Raw genomic sequence first — 23,883 nt, forward strand, 5'->3', positions numbered from 1 at the left:
CAGAGCCGGCTACGCGTCGTCCGGATCCGAAAGCGCGTACAGCTTCGGCAGGTTGACCACGATGGCCTCCTGCGTGCTACGGGCGATGACGACCACGGCCTCGTCGGCGGGGTCGGGGTTCTCCTCGCGGTGCGGCACGTAGGGCGGGACGAAGATGTAGTCCCCGGGTGAGGTGCGCAGCCTGACCTCGTCCTCGCCCGTGCCCGAGCCGTCGAGGAACACGAACTCCGGGTGTCCGCTCACCACGTAGATCGCGGTCTCGGACTCGCCGTGATGGTGGTCGGAGGACGCGGTCGACGGGGCGACGTGCGTCTGGCCCATCCACAGCTTCTCGGACCCCACCGTGTTCCCGCTGACGGCGGCGAAGCGCCGCATGCCACCGCTCTGTGCGGTGTCGCCGTCCAGGGCGTCGGCGCGGATGTGGTGCAGCCGCGAACGCAGAGGAGCGGAGGAGGGGTTCGGGGCGTCGTGGAGATGGGGGTGGAAGCCCTCACCGGGTGTCGTCAACGGCTCGGTCATGGTGGCGACGCTAGAGCGGCGACAGAAAAGATGTCAAGAGGTGTCCATTGGCTCTCACCTGCGGCAATGTTCCCGCAATGTTCGGGGATACCGCCGCACACACCTTGCCCCGCGGCGGTCTTCGGGCATCATGTGGCCATGCATATCTCCGCGAAGGCGGACTACGCCACGCGCGCGCTCCTCGAACTCGCCCGCGCCCCCGAACGACCGCTCACCTGCGAGGCCATCGCCGACGCCCAGGGGATTCCGTTCCGGTTCCTCAAGTCGGTGGTGGGCGAGCTGCGCAGGGCCGGACTGGTGCGCAGCCAGCGCGGTTGTGTGGGCGGTTACTGGCTGGGTGTGCCGGCCGACACGATCACGCTGCTCGATGTCACCCGCGCCGTCGACGGCGAGCTGATCACCCTGCGCGGCGAGCCACTGACCGGACTCGGCTACTCCGGCGCCGCGCGAGGGCTGCCGGAGGTGTGGCGGCGGATCGAGGCGGACGCCGCCGCCGTGCTGGGCGGGGTGACCGTGGCGGCGCTCCTGGCGGAGGCCGAGGCCGAGGCCGAAGCCGAGAGCGGGGCGGGGCCCGTCGCCGCCCAGGGCGTCGCGTGAGCGGCGACCCGGTGGCTCCGCGGCTCGAAGTCGTCGAGTACACCGACCCGTTGTGCCCCTGGGCCTGGGGCTCCGAGCCGACCTTCCGCAGACTGCGGCAGGCGCTGGAGGGGCGGGTCCGCTGGCGCCGGGTGTACTGCATCCTCTTCGACGACGACGATGACCCGGCCCCCGACCCCGCCGCGGAAACCGCCTGGTACGCGCGCTACATCGAGGAGGTCGGCGCGCACACCCGGGCCCCGTACGCCGCCCGCCTGAGCCGGGTCGCGGCGAGCTCCTGGCCCGCGTCCCTGGTGGCGAAGGCGGCGGAGGCCCAGGGGGAGGAGGAGGCCGTGCGGGCGCTGCGCCGCCTGCGCGAGACGGTGTTCGTCCTGGGGGAGCCCGCCGACACGCTCGACCTCGCCCTGAGCGCCGTACGCGACGTCCCCGGACTCGACGCCGCCCGGCTGCACCGTGACGCCACATCAGAAGCCGTACGGGAGAAGGTCCTTGCCGACCACGCCGAGGCCCGGCGACCGGTGGCCGAGGTACTCGCGCCGCCATCCGGTGACACGCCGCATCCCGGCGCGGCCAAGGAGACGGACGACGGGACGGGGCTGCGGTACGCCCTGCCCACTGTGCTGGTGCGCGGGGAGGCGGGGCATCGGGCGGTGCCGGGGTGGCGGCCGTACCGCGAGTACGTCGCGGCCGTGGAGGAGCTGAGCCCCGGTCTGGTGGCACCGGTGCCGCCGCTGCCCGCAAATGAGGCGCTGCGCCGCCACCGCACCCTGACCGAACCCGAGCGGAGGGCCCTGGCGGGCGGTCCCTGGCCGCCCCCGGACGCGGACCGTGTCGATACCGCGAACGGCCCGCTGTGGCTCTGCCCGAGCGAGGCCGAAGTGCATCCGGCGACGCGCCCCACGGCAACTCCAGCCCGCTGACAACGCGTTGACCAGGCACATCGAGCCGTCCCGCGTAATGAGACACCAATTGGTGTCCATTGACAGCCGGGGACCGGGCAGGTCAGGATGTGCAGCATGCTGACGACGCACCCCGGCGTGGTGTGCCGCTACGTGGACCTGCGGCGCACGTGTAGCGCACTCTGTCGCTGACCACGTTCCTCTCCACGTAGCTCCCCGCGTGCCTGAACCTTCTCCCTGGATCTCCCCGGGAGCCCAGGACGCCTCGGGCGCTCTTTCCTGACGGCCGGCCCATAGGGCCTCTCTCCCGTCATGCCTCCCTTCACCGCGTTCCGCCCTGCCCACTGGTGTGCCCATGCGCATTTCGTGGGGTGGCTGCGCGTGCCTTGTCCTTCGCTCCTCCGCGCTGCCCTCGACGCGCGGGAGCCGTCGCAGAGAGACACTCATGTCCGGACGCCCCATGCCCAGAATGCGCCGACGATCCCTGAAGGCCGCCGTCCCGGCCGCCGGGGCCGCCCTCCTCCTCGTCTCCACCCTCAGCGGATGCGGTGGCGACGGCGCCTCGGCGGCGGGCGGGGACTCCACCTTGAAGTGGACCTCCACCTACTTCCCGACCCACTGGGATCCGGTGGTCGGTGGCAGTGGCGCCCAGTTCCGTGAACTCTCCATGGTCTACGCGTCGTTGACGCGCACCGACGAGAAGGGCGACGCGGTCCCCGACCTCGCCAAGAGCTGGGACTACAACAAGCGCGGCGACCGGATCACCTTCCATCTGCGCCCGGGACAGAAGTTCAGCGACGGCGAACCCGTCGACGGGGCCGCGGTCAAGGCCGCGATCGAGCGGGCCAAGAAGCAGAAGAACTCGGCGCTGTTCGGCGACCTCACCTCGATCGAATCGGTGCGCGCGAAGGGGCTCGACGCGATCGTCGACCTCAATCAAGTCGACTACCAGATACCGCAGTTGCTCGGACAGCGGGTCCTGCAGATAGCCAGCCCCAAGGCGGCCAGGTCGCCCGCGAAGCTCGACCAGCAGCCCGTCGGTGCCGGACCGTTCACCGTCACCCAGCTCATCCCGGGCACCAAGGCCGTCCTGAAGAAGAACCCGAAGTACTGGGACGCCAAGAACATCCACATCGACCAGGTCGAACTGACCTCGGCACCCGACGCCTCCACCGTCGTCTCCGGCCTGCAGACCGGCGTCTACAACTTCGCCGACATCGAGCCCAGCCAGGCGGACGCCGCCAAGAAGGCCGGCCTCGACGTCTTCGTACAGCCCGGCTTCAACGCCTCCAACATCAGCCTGAACGTCAACAAGAAGCCGTTCGACAACGACAAGGTCGTCGACGCGGTCCGCCATGCGATCAACCGTCAGGAGTTCGTGGACAAGCTGACGTTCGGCTACGGGCAGGAGACCGACCAGCCGTTCCCCAAGGGATACACGGCCTACGACCCCACGTCGGCCAACGCCTACCCGTACGACCCTGCGAAGTCGAAGAAGCTGCTCGCCCAGGCCGGCTACAAGGCGGGTGACATCAAGCTCGACCTCGTCATCCCGGAGGAGCAGCCCGACGCCGAGATCGTGCAGTCGCAGCTCGCCAAGGTCGGCATCAAGGTCGACATCAAGATAGACAAGAACTGGGCGACGCCGTTCTTCGCCAAGGACCTGACGTTCTCCCTGTACGCGACGACCGGCCGCGACTCCGCCGCGCAGACCCTCACCGCGCACTTCGGCCCCGACGGACCCCTCAACCTCAGCACCCCGTACGAGCCGAAGGGCTTCAAGGACGCCATCGCGAAGGTCCGTGAGACCCGCATCGACGACCCCGACTACCAGAAGGTCCTCCAGGCCGCGACCCGCGCGGGACTGCACAGCAAGGCGCTGGTCTTCACGTACTCCCAGCCCAACCTTATCGCCAAGAGCAAGACGGTCTCCGGCCTCCCGAAGAACCCGGCCCACATCGACTGGACCGGCGTCACCATCAAGCCCGGGGCGTGAGCGGCATGCCTGACACGCGGAAGAGATCCGCGCACATCCTGGGCCGCGTCCTGGCCACCGTCGGGCGTTCCGTGGGGATCTTCATCCCGGTCTTCGTGGTGGCGACGTTCGTGACGTTCGCGCTGCGTCAGATGAGTGGACTCAGCCCGGCCCGCATCCAGTTGGGGGAGAAGGCGACCCCGGAGGCCATCGCCCGCGTCGAGGCCCAGTGGGGACTCGACCGGCCCTTCCTCGCCCAGTACGGCGACTGGTTCAACGGCGTCCTGCACGGCCGGTTGGGCACCAGCTGGACCAACGGCTCCGACATCTCGACCCTCATCGGGACCGGCCTCGGCGTGAGTCTGTCCGTGGCGGGCGCCGCGCTCGTCATCGGGGTGGTCCTGGGCTTCGTCCTCGGCACCGTGGCCGCACTGCGCCGGACCACCTGGATCGACCGGGCGGTCACCGGCTTCGTCACCGTGATCTCGGTGATGCCGGCGTTCGTCGTCGGCATCGTCCTGGTCACCGTGTTCGCGGTCGGCCTCGGCTGGTTCCCGTCCGCCGGATACGTGCCACTGGCGCAGGGCTTCGGGCCGTGGTCGCTGCACATCCTGCTGCCCGCCCTCGCGCTGAGCTGCGACGTCGTCGCTGACGTCGCCCGCCAACTGCGGACGAGCCTGATCGCCGCCTCCCTGGAGAACTACGTCACCGGGGCCGTCGTCCGGGGTCTGAGCCCCCGGCGGATCTTCCTCGGGCACGTCCTGCGCAACGCTCTCGGCCCGACGCTCGCCACCCTCGGCCTGAAGTTCCCCGCTCTCGTGGGTGCCTCCGTCGTCACCGAATGGATCTTCGGCCTCCAGGGCTTCGGCCGGTTCGCCAACGACGCCGCGCAGGCAGGCGACGTACCCGCCGTACAAGGAGTGCTCGTGGTGTCGATCGTCCTCGTCGTCGGCTTCAACCTGATCGTCAACCTGGTCCTGGCGCGCGTGACGCCGGCCGCCCAGCGGGGGGTGTGAGCCACCATGGTGCGCCGCATCCTCGCCCTCACCACGGGCCGCATCGCCGTCGTCATCCTCACCGTCGTCGCCCTGCTCGCCCTCTTCGGTCCGCTGCTCGCCCCGCAGGGCCCCCTCGCGACGAGCGGTGACACCCTCGCCGCCGCCTCGGGGGAGCACTGGCTGGGCACCGACTACCTCGGCCGCGACGTGCTCAGTCGGCTCCTCGACGGATCCCGCGTCAGTGTCCTCGGCTCGCTCGAAGTCGCCCTGACCGCACTGGTCGTGGGGTCGATCCCGGGAATCCTGTCGGTGTACCTCGGCCGGGTCTTCGAGTGGCTGACGCTGCGCCTCGCCGACACCCTCGTCGCGCTTCCGTTCCTGCTGTTCGCGGTCGCGGTGATCGCGCTGCTGGGCAATGGCATCACGCAGGCGATGCTCGTGACGGGTGTGCTGGTGTCCCCGCTGTTCTACCGGGTGTCCCGCGCCGCCACGTTGGCGGTGGCCCGATCCCCGTACGTAGAGGCCGCGTTGATCTCCGGGGCCTCGATCGGCTGGATCGTCCGACGCCATGTCTGGACGAAGGTGCTGCCGCCGCTCGCGGTCGCCCTCGCGCAGACCATCGGCACCGGGTTCGTGATCGTGTCGAGCCTGACGTTCCTCGGCATCGGCGTCCAGCCGCCCGAACCCACCTGGGGCGGGCTGCTCGCCTCCGACCTCGGCTACCTCGGCCAGCAGCCCTGGGCCCCGCTCCCGCCCGCGCTCCTGATCATGGCGACGGTATGGGCCGCGAACCTGCTCGCCGACGCGATCCGCGACGTGTCCGGCACGGCCGCGAGCGGCCGGACCCCCGTCGGCGCCGGCCGGAACCGCCTCGACGAGACCGCCCCCGCCGGAGGTACGACATGACCACAGCGCCCACCGACCTCGCCCGCGAACAGGACCGCGACGACGACATCCGGGCCGCCCCCGTGCTGTCCCTGCGCGACGTACGCATCGCCGACACGGCCACCGACCGGGAGATCGTGCACGGCGTCGGCTTCGACCTCAGGCCCGGCACCACGATCGGGATCGTCGGCGAGTCCGGCAGCGGAAAGACCCTCACCTGCCGCGCCGCACTCGGCATCCTGCCACCGCACTTCGAGATCACCGGCGGCCACGTCGAACTCGAAGGCACCGACACCGCCACCCTCACCACGAAGCAGTGGACCCGGCTGCGCGGCACCACCATCGCCGCCGTCTTCCAGGACCCGGCCTCCTACCTCAACCCCTCGATCCGCGTCGGCGCACAGCTCGCCGAGGTGCTCCGCGTGAAGAAGGGCCTGAACCGGCGCGAGGCACGGCGGAAGGCGATCGAGCTGCTCCGCACCGTGCACCTGCGCGACCCGGAACTCAGCTACGACCAGTACCCCCACGAACTCTCCGGCGGCATGCTCCAACGCGTCCTGATCGCCACCGCGATCGCCGCGGAGCCCCGCGTCCTCATCGCCGACGAGGCCACGACGGCACTCGACGTCACCGTCCAGGCGGAGATCCTCGACCTCCTGGCCGACCTGCGCGACCGCGCGGGCCTGGCCCTCGTGGTCGTCTCCCACGACCTCGCCGTGGTGGCCCAGCTGTGCGACGAGGTGCTGGTCATGAAGGAGGGCACCGTCGTCGAACAGGGCCCTACGAACGAGGTGCTGCACGCCCCACGGCACGCGTACACCCGGCTGCTCATCGCCGAACACGAGCTGTACGGCCTCGAAAGGTTCCGCACGGGGACGTCGGCCGCTTCCGTCAAGGAGGACGCATGAGTGACAACAAGCCGACCGGGGCGGCGAGTTCAGTTCTCGACGTCACCTCGCTCGACGTCCACTACGGGCCCCGACGGCGCCGCCGCCAGGCCCTGCGCGGGGTCTCGCTCAGCGTCGCTCCCGGCGAGACGCTCGGACTCATCGGCGAGACCGGGTCGGGCAAGTCCACGCTCGCCCGCGCCGTCCTCGGCCTCGTCCCCACCACATCCGGCACGATCGCCATCGGGGGAGCGGACGTCACCTCCCACAGCCGCCGCCAATGGCGCGGCCTGCGCCGCCGGGGCGTGATCCAGTACGTCTTCCAGGACCCGCTGCGCAGCCTCGACCCGGACCTGACCATCGAGGAGTCCCTGAGCGAGCCACTGCGCGTCGGCGGCGTGCCCCGCGCCGAGGCGGCCGAGCGGATCCGCGCGTACCTCGAACGGGTGCGGCTGAGCGAGGAGTTGCTGGGCCGACTGCCCGGCGAGCTCTCCGGCGGGCAACGCCAACGCGTCGCCGTGGCACGGGCGTTGGTGACGCGCCCCCGCCTCGTCATCCTCGACGAACCCGTCAGTGCCCTCGACTCCGCCAACCGCGTCCAGATCCTGGAGATCCTCAAGGAGCTGCGAGCGGACGGCACGGCCCTGGTGTTCATCTCCCACGACCTCGGCTCCGTCGCGGGCGTCGCCGACCGCGTCGCCGTCCTGTACCGGGGCGAACTCGTCGAGGTCGGCGCGACGGACACCGTCGTCAACGAGCCGCAGCACCCCTACACCCGCCTCCTGCTCGGCTCCGCACCCACCCTGCACGGCGCCCCGGCCACCCGGGCCGAACGCGAGGCGCTGCGCGCCCTGCTGCCCGCCTGAGCCACCCGCCGCCCGCTCCCACAGAGAGGCACACCCATGCCCCGCAAGAAGATCCACCTCGCGCTGCATCCCTACGGCGTCGGCGGCCCCGGCCAGCACGGCCTGTGGAAGGACCCGCGCGTCGCCAACAACGCCAGCACCGACATCAACTACTACATACGACAGGCCCAGGCCGCCGAACACGCCCTGTTCGACGCCCTGTTCGTCGTCGACAGCCAGTTCATCAACGCCACCTACCCCTCCCACTACCTCAACCGGCTCGAACCCCTCACCCTGCTCTCCGCCGTGGCCACGCACACCCGCTACCTCGGCCTCGTGGGCACGGCCAGCTCGACGTACAACTCGCCGTTCAACCTGGCCCGCCGCTTCGCCTCCCTCGACCACATCAGCGGCGGCCGGGCCGGCTGGAACGTCGTCACCAGCTTCGACACCGGCACCTCGCGCAACTACGGGTTCGAGGAACACCTCGACTACGCCACCCGCTACGGCAGGGCCCTGGAGTTCGTCGAGGTCGCCCGCGGCCTGTGGGACTCGTACGAGGACGACGCGTTCCCCGCCGACGTCGAGCGCAATGTGTTCCTCGACCCGGCGAAGCTGCACGAACTGAACCACGTGGGCGAGCACTTCAGGGTCGCGGGCCCGCTCAACCTGTCGCGCTCCCCGCAGGGCCAGCCGGTGATCTTCCAGGCGGGGGTCTCCGAGGAGGGCCGCGACCTGGCCGCCCGTGTCGCCGAGGGCATCTACGCGCCCGGCGGCTCCCTCCAGCAGGCTCAGGACTACTACGCCGACATCAAGCGCCGCACCGCCGCCCACGGCCGCGACCCCGAGCACATCAAGATCTTCATCCACGGCGGGCCGGTCGTCGCCGCCACCGACGATGCCGCCCGCCGCCGCGAGCGCGAGATCTTCGAGGAGGACAACGACTTCGACCGCCACCTCGCCCTGCTCGGCCGCTCCTTCGGCGCCTACGACTTCAGCGTCCACGACCTCGACGCGCCGTTCCCCGACGTCGCCCACCTCGCCGAGCGGGGCGGCAGGACGGGGGCCGCGAAGATCATCGATCGCGCGCGGACCGAGAACCTCACCCTGCGCCAAGTCGCCCAGTCCCTGGCCGAGTTCCGCCGCTCGCCGTTCGTCGGGGCGCCCGAGACGGTCGCCGACCGGATCGAGGAGTGGTTCGACGCCGGCACCTTCGACGGCATCAACCTCGCCTTCCGCACCGAGGAGGAACTGGAGCTCTTCGTCGACGGCGTCGTCCCGATCCTCCAGAAGCGCGACCTGTTCCGCACCGCGTACGAGGCCGACACCCTGCGCGGCCACCTCGGCCTGCCGATCCCGGCCAACCGCCACACCACCGAGACCGCCCCCCTTGGAGCCCTGCGATGAGCCGCCAGTACACCGACCACCTCGCCCCCGAGGGCCTGCTCACCCGCGGCACCGTCATCGTGGTGCCCGGCCGCGGCGAGACACGTGCCGTGTACGAACGGTTCGGCAGGCGGCTCGCCGCGGACGCCTACCGCGTACGGGTCGTCGACACCCCGGACCTGAGCGGCGACGACCTCGACGCCTCCCTCGACACCCTGGTCGAGCGGCTCGCCGAAGCGGCCGACGGCACGGCGTCCGAAGCGGGCGGCACCGCGGCCGCCCCGCTGGTCCTGGTCGGCTCCGACAGCGGAGCCGCGGCGGTCGCCGCCCTCGTCGCGGACCCGGCCCGGGCGCGCCGGCTGCGCGCGGACGCCGTGGTCCTGGCGGGACTGCCGGGCCGGGCGGCCGCCACCGCCGAGGCGTGGGACGAGGAACTCGACGTCCGCACCTCCTGCCCGACACACCGTGGCGTGCTCACGGACGACGCCCTCGTACGCCGCGGGGAGCTGAACACACCCGTGCCGGAACGGGTGTTGGAGCTGGCCCACGACAGCGCGGCGGACCTCCCGCAGCTGCTCCTGGTCGGCGACGCCGACCCGCTGGCGGACCGCGACGCCCTCGCGCTCACGGCACAGAAGTCGGCCTCCGCCCGCCTGGCCGTCGTCCACGGTGCCCACCACGACGTACTCAACGACAAGCAGCACCGCTCGGTGGCCGCGGAGGTCGTGGGATTCCTCGAAGCGCTGCGCGAAGGCCTGACACCCGCGGTCACGGTCGTGTCGAGCGCATGGTGAACGGCGCCGCCCGGCGGTGTCCGTAGCCGCCCGCCCTCTCCCGCCCCCCACCTCTCACGAAAGGCCCCACCATGGCCACCATCCTCTCCGTCTCCGGCAGCCCCTCCGCCACGTCCCGCACGGCGCGACTCCTGGAACATCTCGACGAACGGCTGCGCGGCCAGGGGCACGAAGTGACCTCCTTGCAGGTACGCACCCTGCCGGCCGACGCGCTGCTGGGCGCGGAGTTCGGACACCCGGCCATCGTCGACGCCGTCGCCCGGTTCGAGCGGGCGGACGGCATCGTCATCGGCACGCCCGTCTACAAGGCCGCCTACTCCGGCCTGTTGAAGTCGCTCCTCGACCTGCTCCCGCAGTACGCCCTGGCCGGGAAGACCGTGCTGCCCCTGGCGACGGGCGGCACCACGGCCCACGTCCTGGCCCTCGACTACGCCCTGCGCCCCGTCCTGAACTCGATGGGCCCGCACCACATCCTGCCGGGCTGGTTCACCCTCGACCGGGACGTCACCGTCGGCGAGAACGGAGAACTGGCCGTCGCCAAGCCGTCCGCCGAGGCACTCGCCGAGGTCACGGACCGGTTCTCGGCGGCGCTCGGCGGACGGACGGTGGCACTGGCGCAGGCGGGGTGACGGTCAGCCCGTGGTGAGGGCGCCTCTCGCGCGCTCGGCGATGTCGGCCGGGGCGGCGGCGATGACATCGTCGAGCGCGGAACGGGAGGTTTGCAGATCGGTGATGGCCCGAGAGATGCGGGCCCGCTCCTTGAGCAGGTCGCCGACGAGGTCGGGACAGGTCGGCACCAGGCGCTCGTCCTCGTCGCGCAGGCACGGCAGGATCGTGGCGATGGTGGCGGTGCTCAGGCCCGCGGCGAGCAGGCTGCGGATGCGGCGCACGATGTGCACGTCGGCCTCGCCGTATTCGCGGTAGCCGCTGGGGCGCCGCACGGGATGGAGCAGCCGCTGCTCCTCGTAGTAGCGCAGCAGCCGCTCGTGGACACCCGTCCTGCGGGACAGCTCACCGATCCGCACGTGATCCTCCTCGACTCGGCTTGACTCTCACACCGATGTGAGACTTTAGCGTTCCAGGTGTGAGCGGGGGAGGTCGCCGGTCGGCGGTCTCCTCGGTCACGTGGACCAACACCGCACCCCTGGAAGGGCCTTCACACCATGCGCGCCATCCGGATCGACCGCCACGGCGGCCCCGACGTCCTGACCGTCGACGACATCGCCGAGCCCGTCCTCGCCGCCGACGAGGTCCTCATCCGCACCACGGCCACCAGCCTGAACCCGGTCGACTGGAAGACCCGCGCCTGGGAGGTCGGCCCGCCGCTGCCGGCCACGCTCGGCTGGGACATCTCCGGCCGCGTGGTCGCGAGCAACGACCCTTCGCACCAGGTGGGCGACGAGGTGATCGCGATGTCCGCCCAGATCGCCACGGGCCGGGGCACGTGGGCCGACCTGGTCGCCCTGCCGGGCCACCTGGTGACCGCCGCGCCGACCGGTGTCCCCCTGGCGGACGCGGCAGCGCTGCCACTGGCAGGAGTGACCGCCCTCCAGGCCCTGCGCAACGCCGAACTGGCGGCAGGGGAGCGCGTCCTGATCGTCGGAGCCGCCGGGGCGGTCGGCGGCCTGGCCGTCCAACTGGCCCGCTCGATGGGTGTCCACTCCGACGCCCTGGTGTCCCGCCCCGAACACGAGGCGGCGGCGGTGGAGTTGGGCGCCGAGCACGTCTGGCACCGCCCGGCGGACCTGCCGCGCGGCCACTACCCGGTCGTCCTCGACACCGCGGGGCTCGACGCGTCCGCCGCCCTCGCCGTCGGGGGCCGCTACGTATCGATCTCCGACGAGCCGTTGCCCGACGTGCCGGGAGCGCGCAAGAGCTACGTCCAGGAGAGCGCGGCCGACCTCGCGTCGATCGCCAAGCTGGTCGACACCGGCGAACTCCGTGTGCGCATCGCCGCCCGCTACTCGCTGGAGGACATCCGGGCCGCCCACGAACGCTTCGAGGCGGGAGGGCTCCTGGGCAAGATCCTGGTCACGTTCTGACCGCGGCCGCCTCGATATCGGTGGCGGACCTGGGGAACGCGACCGGCGCAACTGGATCACCGAGGGCGAACCGCTGCCCAGGCTGTACGGCAAGCTTCAGCTCGGGAGCGCCGCCTTCCGGTGTCGTTCCGTCAGGCGGGAGCCGGATTCGCGGCGGGCGGCGCGGCGCAGCAGGGGGATCGCCAGGAGGAAGCCGAGGACGGCCCAGGCGGCCAGGACCAGGGCGACCATGGGGAGTTCCCAGGAACCGGCCGGCTCGGCGGCCCGCGCCGCATCCGGCAGGAGCGCCGAACGCAGGCCCTGCGCCATCCACTTGAGCGGGAAGACCGACGCCACCTGTTGCAGCGGAACGGGCAGCACGGTGATCGGGAACACCGCCCCGGAGGTGACCAGCAGCCCCATCACCGGCAGCATGATCAGGGCCAGCGCCTCACGCGGATTGGGCAGCACCGCGCCGATGGCGGCACCGAGCGGCACGACGGCCAGCAGCCCGAGCGCGGTGACCCACGCCAGCGTCAGCCAGCCGCCGGGCCCCTGTGGCACAGGACCGTCGGCCACCAGCGCGGCGACCGCCAGGAGAAGCGCCAAGGTGGCGACCGAAACGACCACGATCAGCAGGCACTTGGCGACCAGGTACGCCGGAATCCCGCCGGGCGTGGCACGCAGCCGCAGCAGGGCGCCCTCCTCCCGCTCCGTCACGAGGATCTGCGGGAGCGTGACAAGACCGACCTGGAAGAGGAGGTACGCGGCGAAGCCGGCCACCACCAGGTGGGACATCGGCGTCTGAGTGCCCGGCACGTCGCTGCTGATGTAGGCGGCGATGACCAGCGCGACGACCACGTTTGTCAGGTGGCCGGACATCTCCTTGCCGTTGCGCACGAGGTGCCGCAGTTCGATGCCGCCGCGCTGGATCCCGGCACGCCAACTGTTCGTCATGGGTGTCTTCCTCACGCGGCCCGTGTCTCCCCGTCCTCGTCCTCGTCCTCGTCCTCGTCCGGCTCCGGGCCCATGTCCGTGCCGTCGGCCGCCAGGTTCACCATGTGCAGATACGTGTCCTCGAGCGTCGGCCGCCGGACCTCCAGGTCGGCGATCGGGCCGGGCGCGTGCCGGTGCAGGTCCCAGACGAGCTGCGAGGGATCCGCGGTGCGCTCGCGGCGCGCCGTCCCGTCGTCGGACGTCCAGCGGACCTCGGCGCGGGCGGCGGCCCGCCGGGCCAGTTCCGCGGGTGTGCCGCAGGCCCGGATCCGGCCGCCGACCAGCATGGCGATCCGGTCGGCGAGCCGCTCCGCCTCCACCAGGTCGTGGGTGGTGAGCAGGATGGTGACGCCCTCGTCCCGGGCCAGACGCTCGACCAGGGCGTGGAACTCGTACCGCGCCTCGGGGTCGAAACCGGTGGTCGGCTCGTCCAGGAAGAGGAGTTCGGGGCGGCCGACGATGCCGAGCGCGACGTCGAGGCGTCGCCGCTGTCCGCCGGACAGCCGGGCCACCTGCCGGTCGGCCTGGTCGGTGAGACCGACGAGGGCCAGCAGTTCGGCCGGGTCGCGCGGGTCGGGGTAGTACGTGGCGAAGTGCCTCAGCAACTCGCCGACCCGCCAGCGGCCGTGATCACGCCAGGACTGAAGGACGAGGCCGATCCGGGCCCGCCACGCGTCGTCACCCCGCTCCGGGTCCGTGCCGAGCACGCTGACTTCCCCCGCGGAACGGCGCCGGAAGCCCTCCAGGATCTCGACGGTGGTCGTCTTCCCCGCCCCGTTGGGGCCGAGCAGCGCGAAGACCTCGCCGCGGTGGATGTCCAGGTCCACGCCGTGCAGGACGTCGATGTCGCCGTACGCCATGGTGATGTCGCGGGCGTGGACGACGGGACGTTCGGATGTGTGCTCGGCACTCATCGCTTCGCCCCCGATGTGGTGGGTACCGCGGTGGCGGCGCCCTCGACGATCGCCCGGAGCGCCGAGACGTGCCCCTCGAAGGCGGTGCGCCCACGGTCCGTCAGCCGCACCCGGGTGCGTCGGTTGCGGCCGCCGCCCTCCTTGTGGAGCTCCAGATATCCGGCCTCCTCAAGGGTGTGCAGCTGCTTGGAGAGCGCGGAGTCGCTGAGCGAGAGGCTGTCGCGCACGAAGGAGAACTCCGCCCACTCCGTGGCGGCGAGCAGTGAGACCACCGAAAGCCGGGTGGCGGGATGGATCAGCTCGTCGAAGCCCGCGGGAACGCTCATCGGCCCGCCTCCGTGTTCGCCGCCCGCGCCTCGTGGCCCCGCGCCGACCTGGCCGCCCAGCGGCCCGTCGGCCCCACGAAGAGCACGAACACCGCCGCCGAGACCGTGGCCTGGATCAGGCTCCCGGGCATCGGTTCCAGCGAGTCGACCAGGTGGCCGGAGAGGAGCACCGTCCCGCCGGTCACCACCGCCCCCGCCACGAAGGTGGCGAACATGCGGGGTGTGCACCGGGTGTGGTGCAGGCGCACCCGGCTGCGCCGCTGATGGCGCACGGCAAGACCGCCCAGCACCGCGACGTACGCGGCCATGACCAGACCCACGCCCCACCCGGGCAGGTCCAGGCCCAGTCCTGCCAGGAACAGCCACATGATCGCGGCCGTGGCCCACGGGCTGCCCGAGCCGGCCGCGGCGGACCGCTCCACCTCGTCGTACACCCGCTCCTGCGGCACACGAATGCGCTGCAGGTCCCTCCATGCCTGTTCGGCATCGACCGGCGTGCTCACGCGTCTCGCCCTCCCGTCCCCGCTTTACTTTCCCGGCAGGAAAGTTACGCGCTGCTTTCCTGATGGGCAAGTGAGGGCTCTACTTCCCCGTCTACTCCACCGCGTTGACCAGAGGATCGCCGCCCGCCCAGCGGCGTACCTGCTCGACGATCAGGCGCTCGGCGCGCGGCCGGAACGTCGCCGAACCGCCGCCCACGTGCGGCGTGATGAGGACGCCCGGCAGCGCGCGCAGCGGGTGGTCGGCGGGGAGCGGCTCGGGAGACGTGACATCGAGGGCCGCACGAAGGCGTCCCGTGCGGGTCTCGGCGAGCAGCGCGTCGGGGTCCAGGGTGCGGCCGCGGCCGATGTTGACGACGAGCGCGTCGTCGGGGAGCGCGGCGAGTTCGGCCGCGCCGAACAGGCCCACCGTGGACGGGTTCTCGGGCAGCACCAGCACCGCGATGTCCACGTGCGGCAGCAGCTCCGGCAGGTCCGAGACCGCGTGGACGTCGCTGTCGGGGCGGGCGCGGCGGGCCACGCGCACGACGTCGGCCTCGCACGCGAGCAGGCGCTGTTCGAGCGCCGCGCCGATGGACCCGTAGCCCACGATCGCCACCCGCGAGTCCGCGAGGGAGCGCGTGAAGTGCGGATCCCAGCGGCCCCCGTCCTGATCGCGCACCCAGCGCGGCAGGTCCCGCTGCGCGGCGAGGGTCAGCGCCAGGGCGTGCTCGGCGGCGCTCGCGTCGTGCAGCCCGCGACCGTTGTGCAGGGCCACCCCCTCGGGCAGCAGCGGCCGCAGCTTCTCCACGCCCGCGCTCAACGACTGCACGGCGCGCAGCCCGGGGAGCTGAGGGAGGAGCTTCTCGGCGCCCGGTGTCGCGTACGGCATGGCCCAGTAGCCGATCCGGGCGAGCTGCTCCGCATCGAGACCGACCGGTTCCACCCCGTCCCACACATGGACGCGCACACCGTCCGGCCAGGAGCCGTGCGCGCGGTCGAGGTCGGGCCAGGGCACCAGCACGTCCGGCGCTTCGGAACCGGGTCCGGTTCGGGCGGACATGTGGGTGGAGTCGTGGCTGGGCATACATGCACCTTTCCGGGCGGCATCAGCCGAAGCGCGGCAAATAGCGGATCGGCCAAGGCTGTTGACCTGGCGACGCGTCGACCCTAACGTCTTTCCGTCCCACAGAACACTTTCTACCCCACGGAAAAGTGCCACGGGAATCCCCTCGGGAACCCCCTCAGAAAACCCTCACGGAAATCAGGAGGTGTGACGGATGACAGCGACGTCGTCCCGCGCCGCACGCGGCAGTGGATTCTGGTCGTCCACGCGGACCAAGCACATGATCCCGATCGCCTTCGTCACGTACTCGCTGGCGTATCTGGACCGGTCGAACTACTCGATCGGCTCGGCCGGCGGCATGGCCGATGACCTCAACATGTCCAGCGGCATGGACGCGCTGGTCGCCGCCTCCTTCTTCCTGGGCTACTTCTTCTTCCAGATCCCCGGCACCATCTACGCCGAGCGCCGCAGCGCCCGCCGCCTCGTCGCGTACTCGACCATCGCCTGGGGCGTGCTCGCCGCCGTTCAGGGACTGCTGCACAGCCCGACGTGGCTGGTCGTCGTGCGCTTCCTGCTCGGCGTGGTCGAGGGCGCGGTCATGCCGTCCATGGTGATGCTGCTCGGCCGCTGGTTCACGCAGCGCGAGCGCGGGCGTGCCAACACCTTCCTGATCCTGGGCAACCCGGTCACCGTGATGTGGCTCTCCGCCGTCTCCGGACTGATCATCGAGGCCACCAGCTGGCGCGAGATGTTCATCATCGAGGGCCTGCCGGCCGTCGTGTGGGGCCTGCTCTGCCTCAAGCTGATCAAGGACCATCCCGCGGAGGCCGGGTGGCTGCCCGACAGTGAACGGGCCGAGCTGGACGCGGAGTTGGCGAAGGAACCGACCGTCGCCGTCGCCCGCACCGCCGAATACCGCAAGGTGCTCTCCTCACGTCCGGTGCTCATCCTGGCCGCCCAGTACTTCTGCTGGTCGATCGGCGTGTACGGGTTCGTGTTCTGGCTGCCCTCGATCATCAAGGAGGCGTCGGGGCAGGGCATCGGCGCCACCGGGCTCCTCTCGGCGGTCCCGTACCTCTTCGCCTCGATCGCGATGCTCGTCAACTCCCAGCTCTCCGACCGCAGCGGAAAGCGGCGCCTGGCGATCTGGCCCTGGCTGGTGGTCGCCGCCCTCGCGCTGTACGGCTCCTACCTCGCGCACTCCTCGTTCGCGATGTCGTTCGTGCTCCTGATCGTCGCGGGCCTGTGCCTGTACGCGCCCTACGGGCCGTACTTCGCGCTCGTCGCCGACCAGGCGCCCAAGAACGTCTCCGGCGCGGCCATCGCCCTCGTCAACTCCTTTGGCGCGCTTGGCTCGTTCGTCGGCACGTACCTCGTCGGCTGGATCCGCGGCAGCTCCATGGGGGACATGGGCGCCTTCGCCGTCATGGCGATCGGCACCCTGATCTCGGCCGCGCTGATGGCCTTCGTACGACGGCCCTCGGAGCTGGAGACGCCGGCTGCCAAGCTCGGCGAACAGCACGCCACGTAAACTTCGGCAGCGACCAATCGAGCAATCCGGCGACGAAGACACAGGTGGGGGCGGGCGTGAACCATGGGCGATGACATGCTCGGCCGCGGGCTCAGGCTGCTGACCACGCTCTCCCGGCACCCCGAGGGCCTCGGCGTCAGCGCCGCCGCGCGCGCCGCGCAGCTGCCGGTGAGCAGCGCACACCGGCTGCTCGCGCGGATGACCGACGAGGGCTTCGTCGTCCACGACTCCAGCGCACGCACCTACGCCCTGGGGCTGCGCGCCCTGGAGCTGGCGCACGGCTTCCACCGCACCCCTGCCGGGTTCAACCATCTCCTGGGCCCCATGCGGCAGTTGGCGGAGCGCACGGGCCTGGTCGTCATCGCGGGCATCCTCGACGGCGACCAGGTCCTCCTCGTCCGCTCCGTCCAGGGCAGCCAGCACCTGCAACTGCGCAGCGACGAGGGCACGCGCAACCCCTGGCACGCCACCTCGATGGGCAAGGCCCTCGTCGCGGCCCGGCCGGAGGCCGACCAGGAGCGTCTGCTGGCCGGTCCGCTGCCCCGCAGCTCGCCGAACACGCTCAGCGATCCGGACGAGCTGCGCGCCGAACTGGCCCGCGTCCGGGAGCTCGGCTGGGCGGAGGCCGAGGAGGAGAACGAGCGCGGGGTCCGCTCCATCGCCCTGTGCGTCCCTGCCACCGACCCGGACGGCGGGCCTCCCCAGCTCGCCCTCTCCCTCGGCGCCACCGTCGTCCTCACGGGCCGCGAGGAACTCCACGCCATGGTTCCGCTGCTGCGCACGACGGCGCGGGAGGCGGCGGCGTACGGCAGGTGACCGCACGCGCGAGTCACCCTCGCCGGCGCAGGTCCTTCAGCTGGGCCGACTGCGCCCGCAGCTTGCCGAGCATCCAGCCCTGGAACAGCCCGACGGCGAGGCCGGCGGCGACCGGGCCGTACTTGGCGAGAAGGGGGCCCGCGACGAGCGAGAGGCCGTCGAGTTCGGCCGGAGCGGGCGCGGGCGCGGTGGTGTTGGTCGTGCCGGTCGTGGTGGCCGCCTTTGTCGCGGCAGCGGGGGAACCGACCGGGGCGGTCCCCGGATCGAGCAGCAGATTCCCCAGGTTCTGCGCGAACTGCTGAAGGATCCTGTCCGAGACCGTGGCGATCGCGCCCTTGCCGAACTGGGCCAGCTTGCCGCGGATCAGCAGATCCGTGTTGAGTTCGAGGCGCGCGCCTTCCGGTGCCTCGCCGATGTCCAGGACCACCTCGGCCTCGGCGTCCCCGTTGCCGTGGGTGTCGGCGCCGCTGGCGTGCACGCGCAGGCGGCGCTTCTCCGGATCGACCTCCAGGAAGCGCACCGTGCCCGCGTACGCGGCGCTGATCGGGCCCACCTTGACCTTGACGGCACCCCGCCAGGCATCGCCGTCCCGGCCCTCAAGGGCCGCGCCCGGCATGCAGGACGCCACCTTCTCCACGTCGCTGACGAGCGCGAACACCGCGTCCGGAGCGGCGTTGACGACGACGGTGTTGGTCAGCTGCATGCTGTCTCCTCGATCGTGGTGCAGGTCTTCGCGCACGCGGCGCGGCGGGCCGTGGCGCAGGAGTCGATCGCCTCGACGATGGTCTGGTAGCCGGTGCACCGGCACAGGTTGGCGGCCACGACCTCCCGGATCTCCTCCTTGGTCGCCTCCGGACGCTCGGCGAGGAACCCGTCCGCGAGCATCAGGAAACCGGGCGTGCAGAAGCCGCACTGCAGGCCGTGGTGCTCGGTGAACGACCGCTGCAGATCGCCCAGTTCACCGGTCGCCGGGTCCGCGAGGGACTCGACCGTGCGGATCCGGGCGCCCTCGGCCTGCGCGGCGAACATCAGGCAGGCCCGCGCGGGCCGGTCGTCGACCAGGACCGTGCAGGCCCCGCATATACCGTGCTCGCAGCCGACATGTGTGCCGGTGAGCCGCAGGTCGTGGCGGAGCACGTCGACGAGCGTGCGGCGCGGCTCGGTGATCACCTCGTGCTCCTCGCCGTTGACGTTCAGCGTGAGCAGGAGCAGGTTGTCGGAGCTGGTCATGGGGCTGGTCATGGGGCTGGTCATATGGAGGGCTCCAAGTTCGAGGACTCCAGGTTCAGGGCGCGGTGCACCGTCTCCGGGGTGATCGGGGTGTGGTCCAGTTCGATGCCGGTGGGCCGCAGCGCGTCGTTGACGGCGTTGAGGACCGCGGCGGGCGCGCCGATGGTGCCGCCCTCGCCCGCGCCCTTGGCGCCGGTCTCGTTGAACGTGCATGGCGTTTCGAGGTGGTGGATGAGCACGTCGGGGATCTCGTGGGCGGTCGGCACCTTGTAGTCCATGAAGCTGGTCGCCGAGGGCTCGCCCTGCGCGTCGTACGTCACCTGCTCGAACAGCGCGCCCGCGATGCCCTGGGCGATGCCACCACGGCACTGCCCCTCCACGACCTGCGGGTTGATGGCGACACCGCAGTCCTCGACGCACACGTACCGCAGGATCTCCACCTGCCCGGTGCCCTGGTGGAGTTCGACGACGACGGCGTGGGTGGCGTTGGAGAAGGTGCCGTCGTTGAACACGTCGAAGGTGGCGGTCGCGCTCAGCCCCGGCTCGATGTCACGGGGCAGCAGGTGCGCGCGCAGGTACGCGACGTCGGCCAGCTCCTCGTACGTGAGGACGCTGCCGTCCGCGCGCCGCACACCGCCGCGCGTCAGCTCCACCTCGCCCGGGTCGCACTCCCACAGCGCCGCCGCGATCCGGCACAGCTTCTCGCCGAGCTTGGCCGCGGCGAGCCGCACCGCGCTGCCGCCGATGGTGACGGAGCGGCTGGCGAACGTGCCGTAGCCGTACGTGATCCGGTCGGTGTCGCCCTGATGCAGCTTCACCTTCCGCAATTCCAGGCCGAGTTCATCGGCGGCGATCTGCGCGAGGGTCGTCTCGTGGCTCTGCCCGTGGCTCATCGTGCCGCTGGTGACGGTGAGCGCGCCGCTGGTGTCCATCCGCACCTCGGAGATGTCGAAGCCGGGGACGACCTGCATCTTGCGCTGCGCGAAGGCCGTGGACCCGTATCCGGTGCGCTCGCTGAAGCAGGAGTACCCGATGCCGAGGTAGCGGCCCTCGGCGGCCGCGGCGGCCCGCTTCTCGTACCAGCCCTCGTCCTTGACGAGCCGCTCGCACAGGTCGAGCGACTCCAGGTAGGAGCCCGGGTCGTACGTGATGTTGTTGACGCCCGTGTACGGGAACTCGGTGATGACATTGCGGCGGCGGATCTCGACCGCGTCCAGGCCCAACTCGCGGGCGGCGCGCTCGAAGAGACGCTCCATCACCATCACGTACTGCGGGCGGCTCACCCCGCGATACGGGGCGGTGGGCGCCTTGTTGGTGGTGACCGCCCGGCCGCGCACCCGGTAGGCGGGCACCTTGTAGACACCGGGCATCTCCGCCGAGGCCATCAGCGGCTCGATGCCGGCGGTGAACGGGTAGCAGGAGTACGCGCCCATGTCGCACACCACGTCCGCGTCGAGCCCCAGGATGTGCCCGTCCGCGTCGAAGGCGGCCCGGACGTCGTAGTGCTGCTCGCGGGCGAGGAACGAGGCGGACAGCGCGTCCTTGCGGTCCTCGATCCACTTCACCGGCCGGCGCAGGCGCAGCGCCGCGGCGGCCGCGGCGATCTCCTCGCGGCCCACGACACACTTCTGGCCGAAGCCGCCGCCCATGTCGGGCACGACGACCCGCACCGCCCGCTCGTCGAGGCGCAGGCAGCGCGAGGCCACCGTCCTGACCTGGTGCGGGACCTGGGTACAGGTGTTGAGGACGAGCTGCTCCTCCCGGTCGTCCCAGTGGGCGACGGCCCCGCGCGTCTCCAGCGGGAGAGCGTTCTGGCGGCCGGTGCGCGACTCGACCCGCACGACACAATCGGCGGCGTCGAAGACCTCGTCGATGCCCTCCGTGGCGAACAGGGAGACGTCCACCAAGGTGTTGCGCGCGGCCTCCTCGTGGACGCGCGGGGCGCCGGGCGCCAGGGCCTCGGCCTCGGAGGTGACCGGGGGCAGCGTCGTGTAGCGCACCTTGGCCGCCTCCAGGCCGTCCTCGGCGGCGTACGCGTCGCGCGCCACCACGATCGCGACCGGCTCGCCGACGTAGCGCACCCGGTCGCGGGCGAGCACCGGCATGGCCGTGGGCACGAACTCCGTGCGGGGGCGGCCGAGTTCGGCGGTGATGTCGGTGAGGTCCAGGTCCGCGGCGGTGAAGGCCGCGACCACGCCCGGCACCTCACGCACCGCCGTCAGATCGACGGAGGCGAGCTCGCCGTGCGCGACGGTGCTGCGCACGAACTGGGCGTGCAGCATGCCGGGCAGCGCGATGTCGTCGACGAACCGGCCGCGCCCGGTCAGCAGTCGCGGGTCCTCGCGGCGCGGCACCGACCGTCCGGTCAACTGCCCCTTGGTGTCTGCCGGATGTGTCACCGGATGTGTCACCGGATGTGTCATCGGCTCATCGCCTCCTCACAGGCACGCAGGACCAGCGTGCGGACAAGCTGCTTGCGGTAGTGCGCGCTGCCCGAGGCGTCCGACGGGGGCTCGACGGCCTCGGACGCGGCCTGCGCGCAGTCGGCGAAGGTGCCGCCGCGCGCGAGCACCGCCTCCGCCTCCGGCACCCGGACCACCGAAGCCGCGACCCCGCCGAGCGCCACCCGCCCGCCGCGTACGGAACCGTCCGTCACGTCGAGGTCCACGGCGGCGGACACCAGAGCGAAGTCGCCCTGGCGCTCGGCGAACTCGGTGAGCGCGGCGTGCGGGGCCGGGCGCGGGAAGACGACCTCGACCAGCAGCTCGTCCGGGTCGAGCACGCTCGTGTAGTAGCCGAGGAAGAAGTCCCCGGCCGCGACGCGGCGCTCACCGCGTGGCCCGCGGGCGACGAACTCCGCCCGGAGAACGAGGGCGAGCAGACACCACTCGGCGGTGGCGTCCGCGTGCGCGATACTGCCGCCGATCGTGCCGCGCGTGCGGATGGGCAGGTGCCCGATCCACCGCATGGCCTCGCGCAGCACCGCGAACTCGTGGCCGAGCACACCCTCCGGGTCGCTCTCCACCGTGTGATGGGTGGTGAGCGCCCCGATGTGCAGCGCGCCCGCCGCGTCCCGGTGCATCCCGTCGAGCTCGCGCAGGCCGGCGATGTCGACCAGGTGTCCGGGCCGTGCGAGCCGGAAGTTCATCATGGCGACCAGGCTCTGGCCGCCGGCGATGACCTTCGCGTCATCGCCGAGCTCGGCGAGCAGCCGGGTCGCGCCGTCGACGTCACGAGCCCTGTGGTAGCCGAAGGGGGCTGGTTTCATGGTTCTCCTGGTCTTTCTGGTCTTCCTGGTTTTCCTGACGCGGGGATGACCCGCTGCCGTCGTCGAGGTCCGGATCGTCCAGTTCCCGTCCCTTCGTCTCCGGCGCGGCCACGGCCATCCAGCCGACGGCGAGGAGCACGGCCGCGCCGAGCACCGCGAACGTCAACGGAAGGCCCAGCAGGGGCCACAGCACCGAACCAAAGAACAGCGGGGCGAAACCGGTGAGCGCCCGGCTGACCGAGGACGCCCAGCCGAAGCCGCTGGCCCGCAGCTCGGTCGGGTACAGCTCGGACACGTACGCGTACAGGGCGGGGATGGCGAGTTGGGCGAGGAAGCCGAACACGCCGATGGTCACGACCGAGCCGGTCGGCATGTCCCGCACGATCGCGAAGATCACGAGGGCGAGCGAGGCGACCGGGGCCGAGACACCGATCAGCCACTTGCGGCCGACCAGGTCGACGAGGGCCGTCGAGACGAGGACACCGATGATGCCCACTCCGCTCATCAGCGTCGTGCTCATGAAGGCGGCGGTGTCACCCTGCCCCTCCTCCTTGAGGATCGAGGGCATCCAGCTCAGCGCCGCGTAGTACACGAGCATGATGGTGGCGAACAGCAGCCAGGCCACCGAGGTGATGCGCGGGCTGAACGACCAGATGTTGCGCAGCTGTTGGGCGGCAGCGGCCACCCCGCGCGGCCCCTCGTCCGGCACCGGCTCGGGGATGACGTACGGCTCGACCGGCGCGCCCGTGCGGGCCACCAGGTCGTCGATGACGATCCGTGCCTCGGCCTCGCGGCCCTTCTTCGTCAGGTAGATGGGTGACTCGGGGATGCCGCGGCGGGCCCAGAACAGCAGCAGCGCGGGCAGCACCATGGTGGCGAGCATCCAGCGCCAGTTGCCGTCGAGGGTGAGCATGGCCGTGGAGACGAGCCCGCACAGGGTCACCCCCACCGGCCACCACGCGTCCAGCGCGGTGAGGATCCGGCCCCGGTACTTGCGCGGCGAGAACTCGCCGACCAGCGCGTAGTCGACCGGGATGCAGCCGCCGAGCCCGACTCCCGCGAGGAAGCGCAGCAGCAGGAAGACCGGGTACGTGGGGGAGAGCGCGCCCAGGACCGAGAACAGGGCGAAGATCAGCAGGGTGACACTGAACGCCTTCTTGCGGCCGATCCGGTCGGCGACCGCGCCCCAGGCGATGGCACCCACGGCCATGCCCACCAGGTTGGCGGTGGCGACGAGCCCTCGTGCACCGAGGGACAGGTCGAAGTGCTGGCCCAGGAGCGGCATGAGGAAGCCGTTCAGGGCGATGTCGTACGCGTCGAAGAGGTAGCCGAGACCTCCGATGATGAAGATCTTGCCCTGGACGTTCCATCTCCAGGGGAGATCCTGAACGATCTGATCGCCTGTTCTCACGTGCGCTCCACAGGGTCGTGTCGGGGACGAACTGCGACGG

At 71.4% G+C, this 23,883-nt stretch carries 25 protein-coding genes; 13 read left to right on the forward strand and 12 right to left on the reverse strand.

From position 1 onward, the window contains the following. Nucleotides 1–9 precede the first annotated feature (9 nt). Nucleotides 10–519 carry a cupin domain-containing protein gene (locus OKJ99_RS00335; RefSeq protein WP_326013525.1) on the reverse strand — a complete coding sequence of 170 codons (510 nt, stop codon included), beginning with the start codon at nt 517–519 and terminating at the stop codon, nt 10–12. 138 nt (nt 520–657) lie between these two features. Between OKJ99_RS00335 and OKJ99_RS00340 the strand changes: the two genes are divergently transcribed. From OKJ99_RS00340 to ssuE, 10 genes are all read left to right on the forward strand, one after another. Then, on the forward strand, nt 658–1,116 hold the full coding sequence (locus OKJ99_RS00340; RefSeq protein WP_326013526.1) for an RrF2 family transcriptional regulator: 459 nt from the start codon (nt 658–660) through the stop codon (nt 1,114–1,116). Beyond that, the gene (locus tag OKJ99_RS00345; protein WP_326013527.1) at nt 1,113–2,036 is read left to right on the forward strand and encodes a DsbA family oxidoreductase; all 924 of its coding nucleotides are present in this window, start codon (nt 1,113–1,115) and stop codon (nt 2,034–2,036) included. Before OKJ99_RS00340 ends, OKJ99_RS00345 begins: the two co-directional genes overlap by 4 nt. A 448-nt stretch (nt 2,037–2,484) precedes the next feature. Next, the gene (locus OKJ99_RS00350) at nt 2,485–4,011 is read left to right on the forward strand and encodes an ABC transporter substrate-binding protein (RefSeq protein ID WP_326013528.1); all 1,527 of its coding nucleotides are present in this window, start codon (nt 2,485–2,487) and stop codon (nt 4,009–4,011) included. A gap of 5 nt (nt 4,012–4,016) precedes the next feature. Beyond that, nucleotides 4,017–5,006: an ABC transporter permease gene (locus OKJ99_RS00355; RefSeq protein ID WP_326013529.1), complete on the forward strand. Its 990-nt coding sequence runs from the start codon at nt 4,017–4,019 to the stop codon at nt 5,004–5,006. 6 nt (nt 5,007–5,012) lie between these two features. Beyond that, the gene (locus OKJ99_RS00360; protein WP_326013530.1) at nt 5,013–5,894 is read left to right on the forward strand and encodes an ABC transporter permease; all 882 of its coding nucleotides are present in this window, start codon (nt 5,013–5,015) and stop codon (nt 5,892–5,894) included. Then, nucleotides 5,891–6,781, forward strand: a complete 891-nt coding sequence (locus tag OKJ99_RS00365) for an ABC transporter ATP-binding protein (protein ID WP_326013531.1) — start codon at nt 5,891–5,893, stop codon at nt 6,779–6,781. The genes OKJ99_RS00360 and OKJ99_RS00365 overlap by 4 nt, the downstream gene beginning before the upstream one ends. Beyond that, entirely contained in the window at nt 6,778–7,626 is an 849-nt protein-coding gene (locus OKJ99_RS00370) for an ABC transporter ATP-binding protein (RefSeq protein ID WP_326013532.1), read from the forward strand. Before OKJ99_RS00365 ends, OKJ99_RS00370 begins: the two co-directional genes overlap by 4 nt. A gap of 36 nt (nt 7,627–7,662) precedes the next feature. Beyond that, nucleotides 7,663–9,012 carry an NtaA/DmoA family FMN-dependent monooxygenase gene (locus tag OKJ99_RS00375; protein ID WP_326013533.1) on the forward strand — a complete coding sequence of 450 codons (1,350 nt, stop codon included), beginning with the start codon at nt 7,663–7,665 and terminating at the stop codon, nt 9,010–9,012. Continuing rightward, complete coding sequence (locus OKJ99_RS00380) at nt 9,009–9,785, forward strand: alpha/beta hydrolase (RefSeq protein WP_326013534.1); 777 nt, start codon at nt 9,009–9,011, stop codon at nt 9,783–9,785. The genes OKJ99_RS00375 and OKJ99_RS00380 overlap by 4 nt, the downstream gene beginning before the upstream one ends. A gap of 71 nt (nt 9,786–9,856) precedes the next feature. Further along, complete coding sequence (gene ssuE / locus OKJ99_RS00385) at nt 9,857–10,414, forward strand: NADPH-dependent FMN reductase (RefSeq protein ID WP_326013535.1); 558 nt, start codon at nt 9,857–9,859, stop codon at nt 10,412–10,414. Between the two features lie 3 nt (nt 10,415–10,417). Here the strand turns inward: ssuE and OKJ99_RS00390 are convergent, their stop codons facing one another. Beyond that, nucleotides 10,418–10,810, reverse strand: a complete 393-nt coding sequence (locus tag OKJ99_RS00390) for a MerR family transcriptional regulator (protein WP_326013536.1) — start codon at nt 10,808–10,810, stop codon at nt 10,418–10,420. A gap of 138 nt (nt 10,811–10,948) precedes the next feature. Here OKJ99_RS00390 and OKJ99_RS00395 point away from each other — a divergent pair, with 138 nt between their 5' ends. After that, the gene (locus tag OKJ99_RS00395; RefSeq protein WP_326013537.1) at nt 10,949–11,827 is read left to right on the forward strand and encodes an NADP-dependent oxidoreductase; all 879 of its coding nucleotides are present in this window, start codon (nt 10,949–10,951) and stop codon (nt 11,825–11,827) included. Nucleotides 11,828–11,923: 96 nt separating this feature from the next. Here OKJ99_RS00395 and OKJ99_RS00400 read toward each other — a convergent pair whose 3' ends face one another. The 5 genes from OKJ99_RS00400 to OKJ99_RS00420 all read right to left on the reverse strand — a co-directional run bounded on the left by OKJ99_RS00400 (nt 11,924) and on the right by OKJ99_RS00420 (nt 15,608). Then, nucleotides 11,924–12,763 carry an ABC transporter permease gene (locus tag OKJ99_RS00400; RefSeq protein WP_326013539.1) on the reverse strand — a complete coding sequence of 280 codons (840 nt, stop codon included), beginning with the start codon at nt 12,761–12,763 and terminating at the stop codon, nt 11,924–11,926. A gap of 11 nt (nt 12,764–12,774) precedes the next feature. Beyond that, a complete protein-coding gene (locus OKJ99_RS00405) occupies nt 12,775–13,716 on the reverse strand; it encodes an ABC transporter ATP-binding protein (protein ID WP_326013540.1) in 942 nt (313 codons plus the stop codon). Then, a complete protein-coding gene (locus OKJ99_RS00410; protein ID WP_326013541.1) occupies nt 13,713–14,042 on the reverse strand; it encodes a transcriptional regulator in 330 nt (109 codons plus the stop codon). Before OKJ99_RS00410 ends, OKJ99_RS00405 begins: the two co-directional genes overlap by 4 nt. Then, nucleotides 14,039–14,545, reverse strand: a complete 507-nt coding sequence (locus OKJ99_RS00415; RefSeq protein WP_326013542.1) for a hypothetical protein — start codon at nt 14,543–14,545, stop codon at nt 14,039–14,041. Before OKJ99_RS00415 ends, OKJ99_RS00410 begins: the two co-directional genes overlap by 4 nt. 91 nt (nt 14,546–14,636) lie before the next feature. Beyond that, the gene (locus OKJ99_RS00420) at nt 14,637–15,608 is read right to left on the reverse strand and encodes a 2-hydroxyacid dehydrogenase (RefSeq protein WP_326013543.1); all 972 of its coding nucleotides are present in this window, start codon (nt 15,606–15,608) and stop codon (nt 14,637–14,639) included. A 193-nt stretch (nt 15,609–15,801) separates the two neighbouring features. Here OKJ99_RS00420 and OKJ99_RS00425 point away from each other — a divergent pair, with 193 nt between their 5' ends. Next, nucleotides 15,802–17,118, forward strand: a complete 1,317-nt coding sequence (locus tag OKJ99_RS00425) for an MFS transporter (protein ID WP_326013544.1) — start codon at nt 15,802–15,804, stop codon at nt 17,116–17,118. Between the two features lie 63 nt (nt 17,119–17,181). Next, the gene (locus OKJ99_RS00430; protein WP_326013545.1) at nt 17,182–17,934 is read left to right on the forward strand and encodes an IclR family transcriptional regulator; all 753 of its coding nucleotides are present in this window, start codon (nt 17,182–17,184) and stop codon (nt 17,932–17,934) included. A 13-nt stretch (nt 17,935–17,947) separates the two neighbouring features. On the opposite strand, the gene OKJ99_RS00435 is transcribed toward OKJ99_RS00430, so the two are convergent. Genes OKJ99_RS00435 through OKJ99_RS00455 form a run of 5 tightly spaced genes read right to left on the reverse strand, consistent with a single transcriptional unit; the run spans nt 17,948 to nt 23,843 of the window. Continuing rightward, on the reverse strand, nt 17,948–18,637 hold the full coding sequence (locus tag OKJ99_RS00435; RefSeq protein WP_326013547.1) for an SRPBCC family protein: 690 nt from the start codon (nt 18,635–18,637) through the stop codon (nt 17,948–17,950). After that, nucleotides 18,628–19,176, reverse strand: a complete 549-nt coding sequence (locus OKJ99_RS00440) for a (2Fe-2S)-binding protein (protein ID WP_326013548.1) — start codon at nt 19,174–19,176, stop codon at nt 18,628–18,630. The genes OKJ99_RS00435 and OKJ99_RS00440 overlap by 10 nt, the downstream gene beginning before the upstream one ends. An 8-nt stretch (nt 19,177–19,184) precedes the next feature. Further along, nucleotides 19,185–21,587 carry a xanthine dehydrogenase family protein molybdopterin-binding subunit gene (locus OKJ99_RS00445; protein WP_326013549.1) on the reverse strand — a complete coding sequence of 801 codons (2,403 nt, stop codon included), beginning with the start codon at nt 21,585–21,587 and terminating at the stop codon, nt 19,185–19,187. Then, the gene (locus OKJ99_RS00450; protein WP_326013551.1) at nt 21,584–22,432 is read right to left on the reverse strand and encodes an FAD binding domain-containing protein; all 849 of its coding nucleotides are present in this window, start codon (nt 22,430–22,432) and stop codon (nt 21,584–21,586) included. The genes OKJ99_RS00445 and OKJ99_RS00450 overlap by 4 nt, the downstream gene beginning before the upstream one ends. Further along, a complete protein-coding gene (locus OKJ99_RS00455; protein ID WP_326013552.1) occupies nt 22,395–23,843 on the reverse strand; it encodes an MFS transporter in 1,449 nt (482 codons plus the stop codon). The genes OKJ99_RS00450 and OKJ99_RS00455 overlap by 38 nt, the downstream gene beginning before the upstream one ends. Nucleotides 23,844–23,883: the final 40 nt, after the last annotated feature.

Origin of the sequence: Streptomyces endophyticus (genome assembly GCF_035798155.1) — a bacterium.
Classification (GTDB): Bacteria; Actinomycetota; Actinomycetes; order Streptomycetales; family Streptomycetaceae; genus Streptomyces; species Streptomyces endophyticus.